The organism is Ornithinimicrobium ciconiae, assembly GCF_007197575.1.
Classification (GTDB): Bacteria; Actinomycetota; Actinomycetes; order Actinomycetales; family Dermatophilaceae; genus Ornithinicoccus; species Ornithinicoccus ciconiae.
Genome location: NZ_CP041616.1, coordinates 731,975 through 747,134, shown reverse-complemented (window position 1 = coordinate 747,134; position 15,160 = coordinate 731,975). Strand labels below are relative to the sequence as shown.

General features: G+C 69.0%; 14 protein-coding genes, 1 tRNA gene and 1 other RNA gene. 10 read left to right on the top strand and 6 right to left on the bottom strand.

The genetic code is table 11. The features are described 5' to 3' along the window. Positions 1-14: 14 nt before the first annotated feature. Complete coding sequence (gene purF / locus FNH13_RS03405; protein ID WP_143782156.1) at positions 15-1,613, bottom strand: amidophosphoribosyltransferase; 1,599 nt, start codon at positions 1,611-1,613, stop codon at positions 15-17. A 246-nt stretch (positions 1,614-1,859) separates the two neighbouring features. On the opposite strand from purF, the gene FNH13_RS03400 reads away from it, so the two are divergent. Continuing rightward, positions 1,860-2,774, top strand: coding sequence for an LLM class flavin-dependent oxidoreductase (locus tag FNH13_RS03400; protein WP_143782155.1), 915 nt, complete (start codon positions 1,860-1,862; stop codon positions 2,772-2,774). Positions 2,775-2,779: 5 nt separating this feature from the next. Continuing rightward, positions 2,780-3,016 carry a hypothetical protein gene (locus FNH13_RS03395; protein ID WP_143782154.1) on the top strand — a complete coding sequence of 79 codons (237 nt, stop codon included), beginning with the start codon at positions 2,780-2,782 and terminating at the stop codon, positions 3,014-3,016. 318 nt (positions 3,017-3,334) lie between these two features. Here the strand turns inward: FNH13_RS03395 and FNH13_RS03390 are convergent, their stop codons facing one another. The 3 genes from FNH13_RS03390 to FNH13_RS03380 form a co-directional block, all read right to left on the bottom strand. Beyond that, entirely contained in the window at positions 3,335-4,327 is a 993-nt protein-coding gene (locus FNH13_RS03390; protein WP_228266570.1) for a hypothetical protein, read from the bottom strand. Between the two features lie 401 nt (positions 4,328-4,728). After that, positions 4,729-5,094, bottom strand: coding sequence for a sterol carrier family protein (locus tag FNH13_RS03385; RefSeq protein ID WP_143782153.1), 366 nt, complete (start codon positions 5,092-5,094; stop codon positions 4,729-4,731). 3 nt (positions 5,095-5,097) lie between these two features. After that, positions 5,098-6,336, bottom strand: a complete 1,239-nt coding sequence (locus FNH13_RS03380) for an arginine deiminase (RefSeq protein ID WP_143782152.1) — start codon at positions 6,334-6,336, stop codon at positions 5,098-5,100. Between the two features lie 158 nt (positions 6,337-6,494). Here FNH13_RS03380 and FNH13_RS03375 point away from each other — a divergent pair, with 158 nt between their 5' ends. From FNH13_RS03375 to FNH13_RS03355, 5 genes are all read left to right on the top strand, one after another. Continuing rightward, a complete protein-coding gene (locus FNH13_RS03375; RefSeq protein WP_143782151.1) occupies positions 6,495-7,169 on the top strand; it encodes a P-loop NTPase family protein in 675 nt (224 codons plus the stop codon). 42 nt (positions 7,170-7,211) lie between these two features. Continuing rightward, on the top strand, positions 7,212-8,258 hold the full coding sequence (locus FNH13_RS03370) for a zinc-dependent alcohol dehydrogenase family protein (protein WP_143782150.1): 1,047 nt from the start codon (positions 7,212-7,214) through the stop codon (positions 8,256-8,258). Positions 8,259-8,332: 74 nt separating this feature from the next. Then, positions 8,333-8,420: transfer RNA gene (locus FNH13_RS03365), tRNA-Ser, on the top strand. 121 nt (positions 8,421-8,541) lie between these two features. Further along, an RNA gene (ffs, locus tag FNH13_RS03360) (signal recognition particle sRNA small type) lies at positions 8,542-8,638 on the top strand. Positions 8,639-8,764: 126 nt separating this feature from the next. Next, positions 8,765-10,393, top strand: coding sequence for a vWA domain-containing protein (locus tag FNH13_RS03355; protein WP_143782149.1), 1,629 nt, complete (start codon positions 8,765-8,767; stop codon positions 10,391-10,393). 208 nt (positions 10,394-10,601) lie between these two features. Here FNH13_RS03355 and FNH13_RS03350 read toward each other — a convergent pair whose 3' ends face one another. Beyond that, complete coding sequence (locus FNH13_RS03350; RefSeq protein ID WP_228266568.1) at positions 10,602-12,185, bottom strand: helicase HerA-like domain-containing protein; 1,584 nt, start codon at positions 12,183-12,185, stop codon at positions 10,602-10,604. Positions 12,186-12,256: 71 nt separating this feature from the next. Between FNH13_RS03350 and FNH13_RS03345 the strand changes: the two genes are divergently transcribed. Next, entirely contained in the window at positions 12,257-12,559 is a 303-nt protein-coding gene (locus FNH13_RS03345; RefSeq protein WP_143782148.1) for a type II toxin-antitoxin system VapB family antitoxin, read from the top strand. Positions 12,560-12,590: 31 nt separating this feature from the next. Continuing rightward, entirely contained in the window at positions 12,591-13,115 is a 525-nt protein-coding gene (locus tag FNH13_RS03340) for a LytR C-terminal domain-containing protein (RefSeq protein WP_143782147.1), read from the top strand. Between the two features lie 60 nt (positions 13,116-13,175). On the opposite strand, the gene FNH13_RS03335 is transcribed toward FNH13_RS03340, so the two are convergent. Continuing rightward, positions 13,176-14,246: an alpha/beta fold hydrolase gene (locus FNH13_RS03335; protein WP_143782146.1), complete on the bottom strand. Its 1,071-nt coding sequence runs from the start codon at positions 14,244-14,246 to the stop codon at positions 13,176-13,178. A 107-nt stretch (positions 14,247-14,353) separates the two neighbouring features. Between FNH13_RS03335 and FNH13_RS03330 the strand changes: the two genes are divergently transcribed. Beyond that, positions 14,354-14,821 carry an SRPBCC family protein gene (locus FNH13_RS03330; protein WP_143782145.1) on the top strand — a complete coding sequence of 156 codons (468 nt, stop codon included), beginning with the start codon at positions 14,354-14,356 and terminating at the stop codon, positions 14,819-14,821. The last annotated feature ends 339 nt before the right edge of the window (positions 14,822-15,160 follow it).

The following is a 15,160-nucleotide window of genomic DNA, read 5'->3' as shown; positions in this document are numbered from 1 at the left end:
CAAAGAGCGCGCGGTCAGGGTCGGCTGACGGCGTCCGCAGCCCCGCCGTGGGCACCCACGGCGACCCCGTCGACGTCCACGGCGCGCACGTGCAGGGGCGTATGCCGCTCCGCCGGGGCCGCGAGCTCCTCACCGCCGGGGAACTCGAGTTCGAGGACGTCCTTGCCGAGCTTGTCGCTGGCTGGCAGCTCGATCGGGTAGACCCCGGAGAAGCACGCCGTGCACAGCTGCTCGCGCGGCTGGCGGGTGGCAGCCACCATGCCCTCCTCACTGATGTAGCCCAGGCTGTCCGCCCCGATCGACTGACGGATCTCCTCGGTGCCCAGGCCGGTCGCGATGAGCTCGGCGCGGGTGGCGAAGTCGATGCCGTAGAAGCAGGGCCAGCGCACCGGCGGGGAGGAGATCCGCACGTGGATCTCGGCGGCTCCGGCCTCGCGCAGCATGCGCACCAGGGCGCGCTGGGTGTTGCCGCGCACGATGGAGTCGTCGACCACGACGAGCCGCTTGCCGCGGATCACCTCACGCAGCGGGTTGAGTTTGAGCCGGATCCCGAGCTGACGGATCGTCTGGCTCGGGGCGATGAAGGTGCGCCCGACGTAGGCGTTCTTGACCAGTCCGTTGCCGTAGGGGATCCCGGAAGCCTCGGCATAGCCGATCGCCGCCGGCGTCCCCGACTCCGGCGTCGGCATCACCATGTCGGCCTCGACCGGGTGCTCCCGGGCCAGGGTGCGGCCCATCTCCACCCGGGACTCATAGACACCGCGCCCGTTCAGCGTGGTGTCGGGGCGGGCCAGATAGACATACTCGAAGACACAGCCCTTGCGGTCGGTCTCGGCGAACCGCTGGCTGCGCAGCCCGTCCCGGTCGATGGCGATCAACTCACCGGGCTCGACCTCCCGGACGAAGGAGGCGCCGACGATGTCCAGGCCGGCGGTCTCGGAGGAGACCACCCAGCCCCGCTCCAGGCGACCCAGGACCAGGGGGCGGACCCCCTGGGGGTCGCGTGCGGCATACAGCGTCTGCTCGTCGCAGAAGACCAGGGAGAAGGCACCGCGCAGGGTGGGCAGCACCTGCAGGGCCGAGGCCTCGAGGGAGAGGTCCGGGTCGGCGGTCAGCAGCCCCGTGACCAGGGCGGTGTCGGTGGTGTTGCCGCGGCGCACCTCACCGGGGGCGTTGCGCAGGTCTCCTCCGTGGAACTCGGCGAGGCGGTCGCGCAGCTCGGCGGTGTTGATCAGGTTGCCGTTGTGCGCCAGGGCGACCGTCTGGTCCTCGGTGCCACCCAGCGTGGGCTGGGCGTTCTCCCAGGAGTTGCGCCCGGTCGTGGAGTAGCGGCAGTGCCCGACGGCGAGGTGTCCGCGCAGCGAGGCCAGGCTCGACTCGTCAAAGACCTGGGAGACCAGACCGACGTCCTTGTAGACCAGCAGCGAGCGCCCGTCGCTGGTCGCGATCCCGGCGGCCTCCTGGCCGCGGTGCTGCAGGGCATAGAGGCCGTAGTAGGTGAGCTTGGCGACCTCTTCCCCCGGCGCCCACACGCCAAAGACACCGCAGGCGTCCTGCGGGCCCTTCTCGTCGGGCATCAGGTCGTGAGAGAGCCGTCCGTCTGCGCGTGCCACTGCCACATCGTCCCACAATCGAGCGAGCGAGCAGTGTTGCCGTCCTCAGCCCCACCGACCTCGCCGTGTTGCCGTCCTCAGCCCCACCGACCTCGCCGCGTTGCCGTCCTCAGCCCCACCGACCTCGCCGCCCGCTACCGCTCCTGGCTCAACACCGCTTCACAAACAGAGACGCATCGCGTGGCCTGACGGCCTGACCGGCCACGGGGACCATCGAGTGTCAGGCGACCGCCCTACCCTGGCCCCATGCGTCACGGCGTCTGCATCCTTCCCGAGTATCCCTGGGCCGAGGCCCAACACCTCTGGCGTCGTGCCGAGGAGTTGGGCTTCGACCACGCCTGGACCTACGACCACCTCGTGTGGGGCGGGCTGCCGGACGCTCCGTGGCACTCGACGGTGGGCACACTGACCGCAGCGGCGATGGTCACCGAGCGCATCCAGCTCGGCACCCTGGTCAGCTCGCCCAACTTCCGGCACCCGGTGACGCTGGCCCGCGACGTCGTGACACTGGACGACATCAGCGGGGGTCGGATGCTGCTTGGGGTCGGCGCCGGCGGCGACGTGGACGCGGGCATCCTGGGCGATTCCCTGACGCGCGGCGAGCGCTCCCGCCGGTTTCGTGAGTTCGTCCCGCTGCTGCAGCGGAGTCTCCGGGAGGACCATGTCGACCACACCGGCGAGTTCTACTCCGTGGTCAACGGCCGCAACCTCACGCCGTCGCAGGCTCCCCTGCTCGTGGCGGCCGACGGCCCGAAGGCGATGGCCCTGGCCGTGGAGTATGCCGACGGCTGGGTCACCACCGGACCGGCCAGTGGCGACTGGGCCGAGCGGGATGCGGTGGAGCAGTGGTGGCGGGGAGTCGCCGACGCGGCGCAGCGGTTCACCGATGCGGAGGCGTCCGTGCACGAGTCGGCGTCCGGGCACGATGCGAAGGCCGGGGCGGGGTCAGCTCAGGCAGCGGGTGGCCGGCGGCTGGATCGCTATCTGACGCTTGACGCCTCGGGACCGGTCGCGTTGAGCAGCGTGAGTTTCCTGACGGAGCAGGTCGGGCGGGCTGCCGAGCTGGGGTTCACCGACGTCATCGTGCACTGGCCGCGGTCGGAGGCTCCCTATGCCGCAGACCTCGGCGTCCTGGAGCGTTATCTCGACGTGGCATCCTAGAAGGCGTGACCACCCCGCAGCGCCGACCCGTCTTCCGTCGACCCCGGATGGTGCCCTTCCTGGCAACCGGGGCCCTCATCGGGTTCTTTCTGGGCGCCGTGCTCGCCTACTTCGGGCCAGACGCCCCCATGGCCTCCACGGGTCAGGAGACTCTGGCCCTGGCCATCCCGTTCGGCCTGATCGGTGGCCTTCTGGGCGGTGCCCTCTATCTACTGGCGGAGCGTTTCTCCAAGCGGCGCTGAGCCTCTCGCCACCTGTCGCGGAGCTTCTCTCCGCAGCCACTGACCACCGGGCACAGGGGCACCAACCACCGGGCACAGGGGCACCAACCACCGGGCACGGCACCAACCACCGAGCACGGCACCAACCACCGAGCCTCGACCACCGGGCACGGCACCACCAGCGACCACCGACCACCCACCAGCGACCACCAGAATTGGACCTTGGGCCTTCGCGCACCGGCACGAAACTGCATGGTCGATATACCAAGGTCAGCGGTGTGTGCGCGCCGTCGCGCGGCCCAGTCGAGGGGCGCCCGCCGGCACGCTCGACGAGGCAGGTCAGCGCGAGTCAACCCTCCCCGCGGCGAGCGCACGCTGAATCTGTGCAAAGAACGCCTCGGGCTGAGTCCTGAGTCCCAGGACCGGCACCTGCAGTGTCGTGAGATCCCTGGACTGCAGCCGCACGTCGTTGAAGCGAAGTGAGTCACTGATGACCCCGAGCCCCTGATAGTGATGGGCGCCCTGAATCTCGATGTGCAGCCCGGGGCCATCCCAGAACACATCCAGGTAGACCCGGCCGTGTGGCCCCATGCGGACGACCTGCCGCTTGGGCTCCGGCAGCCCGCGTCGCCGACACTCGCGGGCAAAGTCCAGCTCACTGAGCGAGTGCGCCCCGTTGCAGACGTCCTGGATGACGTCATGGAGCAGTGCCCGCCGCGTGGAGTAGTGGATCCCGGACCAGCGTGACAGCACGGACGCAGGGCTGGCGAGCCGCTGCTGCACGGTCATCGCGACGATGGTTGCGGCGGCACGATCGGACCGTTCCCACTGAGCGGCACGGATCACCGCGACCTCCGGCTTTGTGCGCCGAAGCCCAGCCGTGACGACAGGACCGATCCGGCGCAACCTGTGGTGGACGACTCCGTCGAGAGCCCTGACGGTCGCTCGGTTGGGGACACTCACATGGATGACGCGTTCAGTCCACGAGGTAAGGCCGGCGGCGATCAGAGCAGTCGCCCCGTCGAGGACGGACTGCCGCCCTGACTCCCAGAGCGCCGTCCACCAACCGGCACGTTGCGGATCACCCGTTGCCGTCACGCGCACGGTGTGACGCCCGACCTTGGTCCACACGCCACGCTCGATCTCGCCCTGGATCTGACCGCGGGTGAGCCCTGCCTCCAGCAGCATGGCGATCGTTGCCACCCCGTCAAGAGGCTGCGCGATCCTCTCGGCCACGGCATGACGGCGTTCCCGCTCAGCCCGAGCTGCTGCGGCGCGCTGGGCACGGGTGGCGCTCGGTTCTGACAAGAGGCTACGGGTGTGCTCGTCCATGCGGACCCAGTGTGCCGAGAGCCCCCCGTTTGCCGAGCAGGTTATCCACAGTGATGCTTGGAGGGCCGTCGTGACATATCCCGCTCCTGTGCGCGCTCGCGAGCCCTCGTTCGCTCAATGGACGTTCCGCAGCGCTACTTGCTTCGGTGACACCCCCTACCGACCACCGGATTTCGACCTCGCTCACTCATGCACGGGTGCGAAAGAGCAAGGTCCAAGTAGCTTGGTCACCTGCGGAGCGGGCACGGGGCAGGCCACAGGTGCCCTCGTCGACGGTCAGCGTCGCGCCCTGCTTGATCCAGTCCCGGGGCAGGCCACAGGTGTCCCCGTCGACGGTCAGCGTCGCGCCCTGCTTGATCCAGCCGCGGGGCAGGGCCACTGGGGGACCGCGCCGACGCGTCTCAGAGTCCTAGCGGGAGCCACTCGGAGAGGTCAGCGCGCTGACCGCTGGCGCGCACGGCACCGGTGTCCCGCTCCTGCTCCCAGGTGCTCGCGCCGGTGACCAGCCGCAGCCACGTCTGGCCGTCCGTCTCGATGACGTTGGTGGGGGTGCCCCGGGTGTGCCGCGGTCCCTCGATGCACTGGACGGCCCCAAAAGGCGGCACCCGCACCTCCACTGATCTCCCCGGGGCGCGGGCACCCAGCTCCTCCAGGGTGTAGCGCACGGCGGTCGCGACGACCTGGCGAGGGGCCTGGTCAGGGGCGGTGCGCCATACGGAAAGAGCCTGCTCCCCCTGGTCAGGGGCGATGCGACGACGAGGAGGCAATGCTCAGCCCAGCGGGTCGCGCTCGATGGGACAGGACATGCAGCGGGGCCCGCCGCGGCCACGACCCAGTTCCTGGCCTGCGATCTCGAGGACCTCGACGCCCAGCCCGCGCAGATAGTCGTTGGTGACCGTGTTGCGCTGGTAGGCCACGACGACTCCCGGCTCCAGGGCCAGCACGTTGCACCCGTCGTCCCACTGCTCACGAGCGGCGGCACGCGGGTCCTGGTCCGCAGCGACCACGCGCGGGGTGCCGATGCCCATGGCCTCCCCGATGACCTGCATCATGTCGGCCGGGTCGTTGGCGCGGATGCGCAGGTCGGGCAGTGCCGCGTCGCCCGCCCCGTTGGAGGTGATGGTGTATGACGTGAGGTCCGGCAGTCCGGTGTACTTGGTGAAGGTCTGCTCGTCGAGCATCGTCATCACCGTGTCCAGGTGCATCACGGCCCGTGCCTTGGGCATGTCCAGCGCGATGATCGTGTCGATCTGGTCGGAGGCCAGGGTGCGCTGGGCGAGCCGCTCGATGCCCTGGGTGGTCGTCCGTTCGCTGATGCCGACCAGGAGCACCTTGTTGCCGAGCACCAGGATGTCGCCGCCCTCGGCCGTCGCCGGTCCCGCCTCGACCCCCTCGGTCCACCAGTCCATGCCGACGTCGCGGAACATCGGGTGCCACTGATAGATCGCCTCGTAGTGCACCGTCTCGCGACGCCGAGCCTTCTTGTGCATCGAGTTGACGGTGACGCCGCTGTAGAGCCACGCCGAGGTGTCCCTGGTGAACAGGTGGTTGGGCAGCGGCGCCAGCAGCGCCTCGTGCTCGTCCATCGCGCTGATCACGACCGAGCGCGGGGCGTCCATCCGCTCCAGCACCTCGGCCTTGGTGATGCCTCCGACGAGGAAGCGGGCCAGGTCCGCGTCACCCATCCGGTCAAAGAGCTCGTGCATCTCGTATGCCGCGAAGGGACCCAGGTGCCGCTCGTCCAGTGACTGGGACAGGATCTGGCGGCGTGCCTCCGGGATCGCGACCGTCTCCTCCAGCAGCTGGTGGAAGTGATGCACGGTGATGTCGCGCTCGCGCATGACCCGGACGAACTCGTCGTGCTCCTCCTGGGCGCGCTCGACCCACAGGATCTCGTCGAAGAGGTAGCGCTCCTTGTTGTCCGGTGTGAGCCGGTGCATCTCCAGGCCGGGTCGGTGGACGATCACCTGCCGAAGTCTTCCCACCTCGGAGCCGACGTGAAGTGGCATCACTTAAAACCTTTCATCATGGCGGGCGCGCGCCGTCATGGCCTACGCGCTGGAGTCCAGCATCCATCCTCGCACCGTCTCTGTCACTGGGGTGCACAAGCGGTCACCGGCGACCGCTTGTGCACCCCAGTGACGTGGCTGCATGGCAGGCTTTGCGGATGCAGCTCGTCGTCATCTTTGGTCCGCCCGCCGTTGGCAAGATGACGATCGGGCGGATGATCGCCGAGCGCAGCGAGTTCAGGCTCTTCCACAACCACGCCATGATCGAGCCGCTGCTGGAGGTCTTCGACTACGGCACTGCGCCGTTCCGGCACCTGCTCAGGTCGCTGCGCCAACAGGTCGGCGCGGAGGCTGCGGCGTCCGGCACGGACCTGATCCTCACGTATGTGTGGGGGCTCGAGTCGCAGGACGACGTCGAGGAAATCGCAGAGCAGATCGCGCCCTATGTCGATCGGGAAGCAGTCGTCTCGTTCGTCGAGCTGGCCGCAGGCCTCGACACCCGCCTTGAGCGCAACCGCACCGAGCACCGGCTGGCGGAGAAGCGATCGAAGCGTGACCTCGACTGGTCCGATGCAAATGTGCGCGAGATGGAGCGCTTCGTGATGAACACCGACGGCGAACGCGGGCCGGGGCCGACCGCCACAGGGGACGGCCTGCCCGGCGCCGCACCGGACGGTCGGCCCGGCGCCACAGCGGACGACCTGCCCGACGCCACAGCGGACGACCTGCCCGGCGTTCAGCTGCTGAGCCAGCACCGGCACTTCCGCCTGGACACCAGCGAGCTGACCCCGGAACAGTCCGCCGAGCGCATCCTGGAGTGGCTGCGCACGTAGGCCGGTGTACTCGGGTGGGGGACGGCATACAGAATGTGGTGCATGGACGCGACTGTGCTGCACGCCCCCGGTGACATCCGACTCGAGCAGGTGCCCGACCCGCAGATCATGGCTCCGACCGACGCCGTCGTGCGGGTCGTTGCGTCGTGCGTGTGCGGCTCGGACCTGTGGCCCTATCGCGGCATCTCGCGAGTTTCACGGCCGCGGCGTATCGGCCACGAGTTCATCGGCGTCGTCGAGGAGGTGGGTGGCGAGGTCTCCACGGTGCGTCCGGGCGACTTCGTGATCACCCCGTTCCTGTGGTCGGACAACACCTGCGCGCACTGCACTGCCGGGATGCAGTCGGCGTGCGCCAACGGTGGTGGGTTCGGGGGGCCGGACCGCGACGGCAACATGGTGGACGGGTGTCAGGGTGAGTATGTGCGAGTCCCGCTGGCCGACGGCACGCTGGTCACCACGCCAGGGCAGCCGGACGAGGCGCTGCTGCCCTCGCTGCTGACCCTGACGGACGTGATGGCCACCGGGTGGCACGCGGCGGTCTCCGCACGGGTCCGCCCCGGCGCGACCGTCGTCATCGTCGGCGACGGGGCCGTGGGGCTGTGCGGTGTGCTCTCCGCCGCTCAGCAGGGCGCCGGGCGGGTCATTGCGATGTCCCGGCACGCCGACCGTCAGGCGGTGGCCACCGAGTTTGGTGCGACCGACATCGTCGCCGAGCGAGGGCCGGAGGGAGTGGCGCGCATCATGGAGCTCACCGACGGCATCGGCGCCGACGCGGTGCTGGAGTGCGTGGGCACCAAGGAGTCGATGGAGCAGGCGTTCGCGAGCGCGCGACCGGGCTCGATGGTCGGTTTCGTGGGGGTGCCGCACGGAGCCGAGGCGCCGATGGGCCAGATGTTCAACCGCAACGTCGGCCTGGCGGGCGGCATGGCGCCCGTGCGCGGCTATCTGGACGAGCTGCTGCCGCTGGTGCTCGAGGGGCAGATCAACCCTGGTCGGGTCTTTGACTCGACGGTGCCGTTGGCGCAGGTCGCGGACGCCTACCGGGCGATGGACGAGCGCGCCGCGATCAAGGTGATGCTGCGGCCCTAACGCCAGCTCCCCACCGGGCCGGCAGGCCGGCACCGATTTCCGAGCTCAGCGACCCGTCAGGTAACCTCTGCGACGGAGGATTCGCATAGTGGCCTAGTGCGCACGATTGGAAATCGTGTTGGGATAAAACCCTCGGGGGTTCAAATCCCCCATCCTCCGCCATAGGTCCGACAGGACGACGAGACCCTCGACCCGCATCGGGTCGAGGGTTTCGTGCTCTCGGCCTCAATTCTCCCGCCGGGGCCGCAGTTTCGTCCCGCGGCCGCTTCCCACGTACCATGGAGCCGGTCCCCCGTGCGGTGGTACCTCACTGAACTCCCCCAGGGCAGGAATGCAGCAAGGGCAGGTGAGCTCTTCCAGGTGCGCGGGGGACCCTTTCTGTGTCGACGGGTCTGGGCCACCTGTGGCCGAGCGCGCGCACACGCGGCGTCCCTCCGATCCGACCGTTACGTCATCGTGACCTGAGCCCTCGGAACCGAACACGTCATCATCGCCGTCGCACCGCCATGAAGACGACGAAGTTGCTCGCAATGCTGCTCGTGGTGGGGCTCGGTGCCACAGCATGCTCAGGGGAGACCGAGCCAGAGACGCCCACCGAGGGCACCAGCGGCGTGGACACCGACGCTGCGCGGGACTACTTCGAGGACTACGAGAACTCCGCGGACATGGACGGCGCCGCTGGCGCAACAGCCCCGGTCGCGGTGGATAGTTCCGAGAGCGGGGCCGAGCCCACCCCGATGCCGCCGCCTCCGCCGCCCGAGCCGGGGGAGGACAACACCTTCACCGACGTCGGCGAGACCGTCTGGGTGTCGGCGCAGGAGAGCCCGCTGTCCACCTTTGCCCTTGACGTCGACACCGGGTCCTACCGGGTCGCCCACGGAATGGCCGCGGAGGGGTTGGCGCCGGAGCCGGACTCGATCCGGGTCGAGGAGTGGGTCAACTCCTTCGAGTATGCCGACAGCGCGCCTGAGGGGAACGCGTTGGGGCTGCAGGTGGAGACTGGGGCAGCGCCCCGTGCCGAGGAGGGGACGGCACTGGTGCGCGTGGGGATCAGCTCGCTGGAGATCGCTGACGAGGACCGCCCGCAGGCCAACATCACCTTCGTCATCGACACCTCTGGATCGATGGACATCCGGGAACGCCTGGGTCTGGTCAAGTCTTCTCTGGCGCTGCTCGCCGAGAGTCTCAACCCGGACGACACCATCGCCATCGTCATCTACGGCGACGACGCGAGCCCGGTGCTGGAGCCCACGAAGGTCTCCGACCGCGACACCATCATGGGTGCCATCGACGACCTGCAGGCCGGGGGCAGCACCAACATGGAGGCGGGCCTGCGGCTGGGTTACCAGCAGGCGAGGGACGCTCACGTCGAGGACGGCATCAACGTCGTCATCCTGGCCTCGGACGGGGTGGCCAATGTCGGCATGACCGAGGGCGACACGCTCGCCGAGGAGATCGCCGGCGCCGGCGAGGAGGGCATCCACCTGGTCACCGTCGGTTTCGGGATGGGCAACTACAACGACACGTTGATGGAGCAGTTGGCCAACCAGGGCGACGGCTTCTACGCCTATGTCGACACCTTCGAGGAGGCCGAGCAGCTCTTCGTCGAGGACCTGACACAGACCTTGACCGTGGTGGCCCGCGACGCCAAGAGCCAGGTCGAGTTCGACCCGGAGTTCGTCGAGTCCTACCGGTTGATCGGCTACCAGAACCGTGCGCTGGAGGACGACGAGTTCCGCGACGACACCGTCGACGCCGGCGAGATCGGTGCCGGCCACCGGGTGTCCGCCCTCTACGAACTGGTCCCGACCGACGCGGTCTCAGACGGCACCGAGGTTGGCGAGGCGCGGCTGCGCTGGGCGGACCCGGACACGGCAGAGACCATCGAGATCAACGCCCCGATCACCTGGTCCCAGGACGAGGCGTCCGAGACGCTCCGGGTGGCCGCGCTCGTGGCTGACTCGGCCGAACTGCTCAAGGGCAACAGCATCGTCAGCGAGCGTGGCTTCACGCTCGGGGATCTGCGTGAGGAGGCCGAGGCACTCGCGGGGTCGGACGTGGCCGGCATCGAGGAACTGCGCGACCTGCTCGACGAGGACCTGCAGGCGCCGGTCACCGACGAGGACAGGGACTGAGCTTCACGCTCACAGTGAAATTTGCCGGTGGGGACAGCGTCCCTCCGGCCCGAGACCGGGACCGGTCACCGCGTGGGGGCGGTGGCCGGTCCCTTGGTATGGGGGCGTGGCCGGTCCCTGGAAACCTCTCTCAAAATTGGGTAGGCACGGCACCGACGAAACCTCTCTCAAAATTCGGTGCGCACCGACGAAACCCCTCTCAAAATGGTTAGCGACGACGCCCCGTGCCGAAGATGCTCCGGGAGATCTCCCGGCCGATCACGGTGCCGGCCGAGCGCAGCATCGACTTGAAGGCCGAGGAGCCGACAACCTGGTCCACCACCGAGGGGTCCTCCTTCTCCCGCTTCCGAGCGGCCTTCTCCGCCGCGGCGGCCTCCTTCTGCGCCGCTTCGCTCGCCCCGGCCGCAGCCTCAGCCGCAGCGGCCTCCTCGGCAGCCTTGGCACCGGCCTCCATCTTGGCCGCGAGGATCTCATAGGCCGACTCGCGGTCCAGCTCCTCGGCATACCTGCTGGTCAGCGGCGACGCGGAGATCACGCCGTCGACGGTCGCCTCCGGGGAGGGGCCGATGGTGCCCTGCGGGGCGCGCAGCAGCGTCCACGCCACGGGCGTCGGGGCACCCCGATCGGAGAGCACCGTCACCACGGCCTCACCGGTGCCGAGCTGGGTGAGCACCTCCTCCAGGTCATAGTCACTGATCGGGAACGTCTTGGCCGTCGCCTTCAGCGCCTTGGCGTCGGAGGGGGTGAACGCACGCAGCGCGTGCTGCACCCGGTTGCCGAGCTGGGCCAGCACCGACTCCGGCACGTCCTTGGGCACCTGGGTCACGAAGAAGACGCCGACCCCCTTGGACCGGATCAGCCGCACGGCCTGCTCGATCGACTCCAGGAACGCCTTGGACGCGTCCTTGAACAGCAGGTGCGCCTCGTCGAAGAAGAACACCAGCTTGGGCTTGTCGAGGTTGCCGACCTCCGGCAGGTCCTGGAACAGGTCCGCCAGCAGCCACATGAGGAAGGTCGAGAACAGCGCCGGCTTGTCCTGCACACCGGGCAGCTCCAGACAGCTGATGATGCCGCGCCCGTCCTCCGCCGTGCGCAGCAGGTCGGCCGTGTCAAACTCCGGCTCCCCGAAGAAGGCGTCGGCACCCTGCGCCTCGAAGGCGATCAGCTCACGCAGGATCACCCCGGCCGTCGCGGTGGACAGCCCACCGAGCGCCTTGAGCTCGGCCTTGCCCTCGTCGGAGAGCAGGTGCTGGACGACCGCACGCAGGTCCTTGATGTCCAGCAGCGCCAGCCCGGCCTGGGCGGCATAGTGGAAGATCAGTCCCAGGCTGGACTCCTGGGTGTCGTTGAGCCCCAGCACCTTTGACAGCAGGATCGGGCCGAAGCCGGTGATCGTCGCCCGGATCGGGATGCCCTTGCCCTGCCCGCCGAGGGAGAAGAACTCGACCGGGTATGCCGTGCCCGCCCACTCCTGCGCCAGTCCCGTCATGCGCTCGGTGACCTTGGGGTTGTCACCCGCCGGGGTCACCAGGCCGGTCAGGTCCCCCTTGATGTCCGCCAGGAAGACCGGGACCCCCTCGGCGGAGAGCTGCTCGGCCATCACCTGCAGTGTGACGGTCTTGCCGGTGCCGGTCGCCCCAGCCACCAGCCCGTGCCGGTTCATCGAGGCGAGCGGCAACCGGACCGGGGCATCGGGGACGGGGGTGCCGTCCTGGAGGGTGGCCCCCAGGGTGATGGACGGGCCCTCGAAGGAGTAGCCGGCGCGGATCTGGTCAAGCTGGTTCTCGGTCACGGGCAGCACTCTAGTAACTGCTGGTCCGCGCGGCGGCCCATCCGGCACCAGGTGCCTCCTATCATGGGCTCATGATCTTCAAGGGAGTGGGCGACGGGCAGCCATACCCTCCCCACCACCTGGAGGACTGGTCGCACATCCCGCCGCAGATGGTGCGCCTCGATGAGCTGGTCACCACCAAGGCCACGCTGGACCTGCAGCACCTGCTCGCCGCGGACTCCACCTTCTACGGCGACATCTTCTGCCACGTCGTCGAGTACCGCGGCCTGAAGTATCTCGAGGACGGCCTGCACCGGGCCCTGCGGGCCGCGCTCGCCGGACGCGCTTTCGTTCACGGGCGTGTCCTCGTCGTCCCTGACCCCGCCGCTCGGTAGCGTTCGCTCACCGGATCACAAGGAGTTTCCCGTGGGTTACGTCCGTACTGCTGGCATGTCCACCGCCGCGCGTCGGCGGCGACGCCGTGCCGCCCTGGTGCTGTCCGCCCTCCTGCTCCTCCTGGTCGGGATCGGGGGGTATGCCGTGGCCTACTACCAGGGGTGGCTGCCCGAGGGCGACGGGGTCGCTGGCGACGCCGACGCGACAACGGCCACCGCGGAGGTCCCTGCCGTGCTCGCCGAGGACGTCACGGTCAACGTCTACAACGCCTCCGGTGCCGCCGGCATCGCCGGCAACACCGCCAAGGCCCTGGCCACCCACGGCTTTGACATCGACGCCGTCGACAACGCCCCCTCAGGCACCGAGACACCGGCGGTCGCCGAGATCCACCACGGTGTCGAGGGGCTGCAGGACGCCGAGCTCCTGGCCACCTACGTCGAGGGCGCCGTCCTGGTTGAGGACGCCCGGCAGATCGACGAGATCGACCTCTACATCGGCACCGACTTTGTGCCGGTCGAGTCCGCGCCCGACGACGGCGCCACCTCGACCGGCTGACCGGCTGAGGTGGCGCCGTCACCCACCATCACGTGACCGAGGGCGGCGACTAGCGGTCCGTCATACCGACGTCTCGAGCAGCTCCCGCAGGATGGTGTCGACCGACTCCAGATAGTCCGGCTCAAAGCCAAACAGGCCGAAGTGCCCGGCGACGGAATGCAGTGGGCGCAGCTGCGCTCCGGAGACCTGCTCGCACTCGGCGGCACAGTCCCGCGGCGGGAAGAACATGTCCTCATCGATCGGCATCACAAACATCGTGGCGGTGATCCGGCCCAGCGCCGCGGCCAGGTCACCATCGGTGTTGCGCGCCACGTCGCCGCGCTGCCACTTCCAGGCCTGCACCAGCAGGGAGTTGGGGTCCAGCGCGGTGAACACCGAGCGCAGGAAGCGGTCCTTGAACTCGACCGCGGTGTCCCAGGTGACGTCCGGGATCTCGATGCCGCGCCAGAACTCGGTGCGCCAGAACTCGGTCGACAGACCCATGACGGCCCAGATGTCGGCGTGCCGGCTCAGCCCATCCACCACGTCAGCGTGCGAGGCATAGTCCCCGCCGTTGAAGCCGGGGTCGGAGGTGATCGCGTCGACCAGGGTCTGGGTGAACAGGAAGTCGTGCGGCGTGTTCTGGGCAGTGCCGGCGATCGGAGCAGCACGAAGCACCTTGTCCGGGAAGCGGACTGCCCACTCCCAGGTCTGCTGCGCGCCCATCGACCCACCGACGACCAGGGCCAGCTGCTCGATGCCGAAGACCTCGCGGAGCAGCTGCTCCTGGGCCCGGACGTCATCTCCGATCCGCACGTTGGGGAACTGGCTCATCGCGATCGGACCGTCGGTGTTGTGCGGTGAGGTGGACAGGCCGTTGCCGATCTGGTTCACCACGATGATGAAGTACTTCTCCGGGTCCAGCGCGCGTCCCGGCCCGATGTAGACCAGCTCCCACGTCTGGTGGGTCCCGCTGAACCACGTCGGGATCAGGATGACGTTGTCCTTGGCCTCGTTGAGCTGACCATAGGTCGCGACGGCGAGCTGGAGGTCAGGGATGACCCCGCCGTCCTCGAGCTCGAACCGGCCAAGGGAGTGGAGCTCGTAGGCTCCCTGCATCTCGGGGGTGTAGAACGGGTTGTCCAGCGCCATGGCGTGCTCTCTTCGTTGAGGGAAACCGGAGTGTGCCGTCAGGCTAGGGGGTAGTCTCCCCGTTGCCCAGACCGGGTGTGCCAGAGCCGAACGCCCCCAGGAGTGATGTGGACCAGATCGTCGTCAGCAAGGTCATCGGTGCCCCGCCCTGCCGGGTCTGGGAGGTGCTCACCGACGTGCGGCGCGCCGCCGAGACCCTCTCCGGGGTCACCTCCGTGCAGACCCTCACCGACGGGCCGTATGCCGAGGGCACCCGCTGGCGGGAGACGCGCACCATCTTTGGTCGCTCCAGCACCGAGGAGATGTGGGTGACGCTGGCCGACCCGCTGCGCGAGACGGAGGTGCGAGCCTCCTCCGGGGGCGCCGACTATGTGACGACCTTCGTGCTGGTCCCCGTCAGTGACGAGGCCACCGAGCTGAGCGTCACGTTCAGCGCCGAGCTCAGCACCCCGTCGGCGATGCAGAAGCTGGGGATGAAGGTCTTCGGAGGGATGGCGACGAAGGCGACCCGCAAGGCTCTGGAGCAGGATCTGGCGGATATCGCGACCGCGGCCGAGGGCCGTCGCCGGCAGTGAGGGCCTGACGTGGCGAGGGCAGTCGCCGACAGTGAGGCCTGACGCGGCGAGGGCAGTCGCCGACAGTGAGGGCCTGACGCGGCGAGGGCAGTCGCCGACAGTGAGGCCTGACGCGGCGAGGGCAGTCGCCGACAGTGAGGGCCTGACGCGGCGAGGGCAGTCGCCGACAGTGAGGCCTGACGCGAGGTCCGGGCGCGTGGACATGGGTAGACCCCGCGAGGAGGGGGGCTTCGCGGGGTCTACCTGGTAGTGCCAACGACCCTCGGGGGTGAGCCGTTGGCACAGGTCCCGAGCATCCAGTGCCTCCTGCTATGCCTTCAGGAGTGCCAGATGGATGTG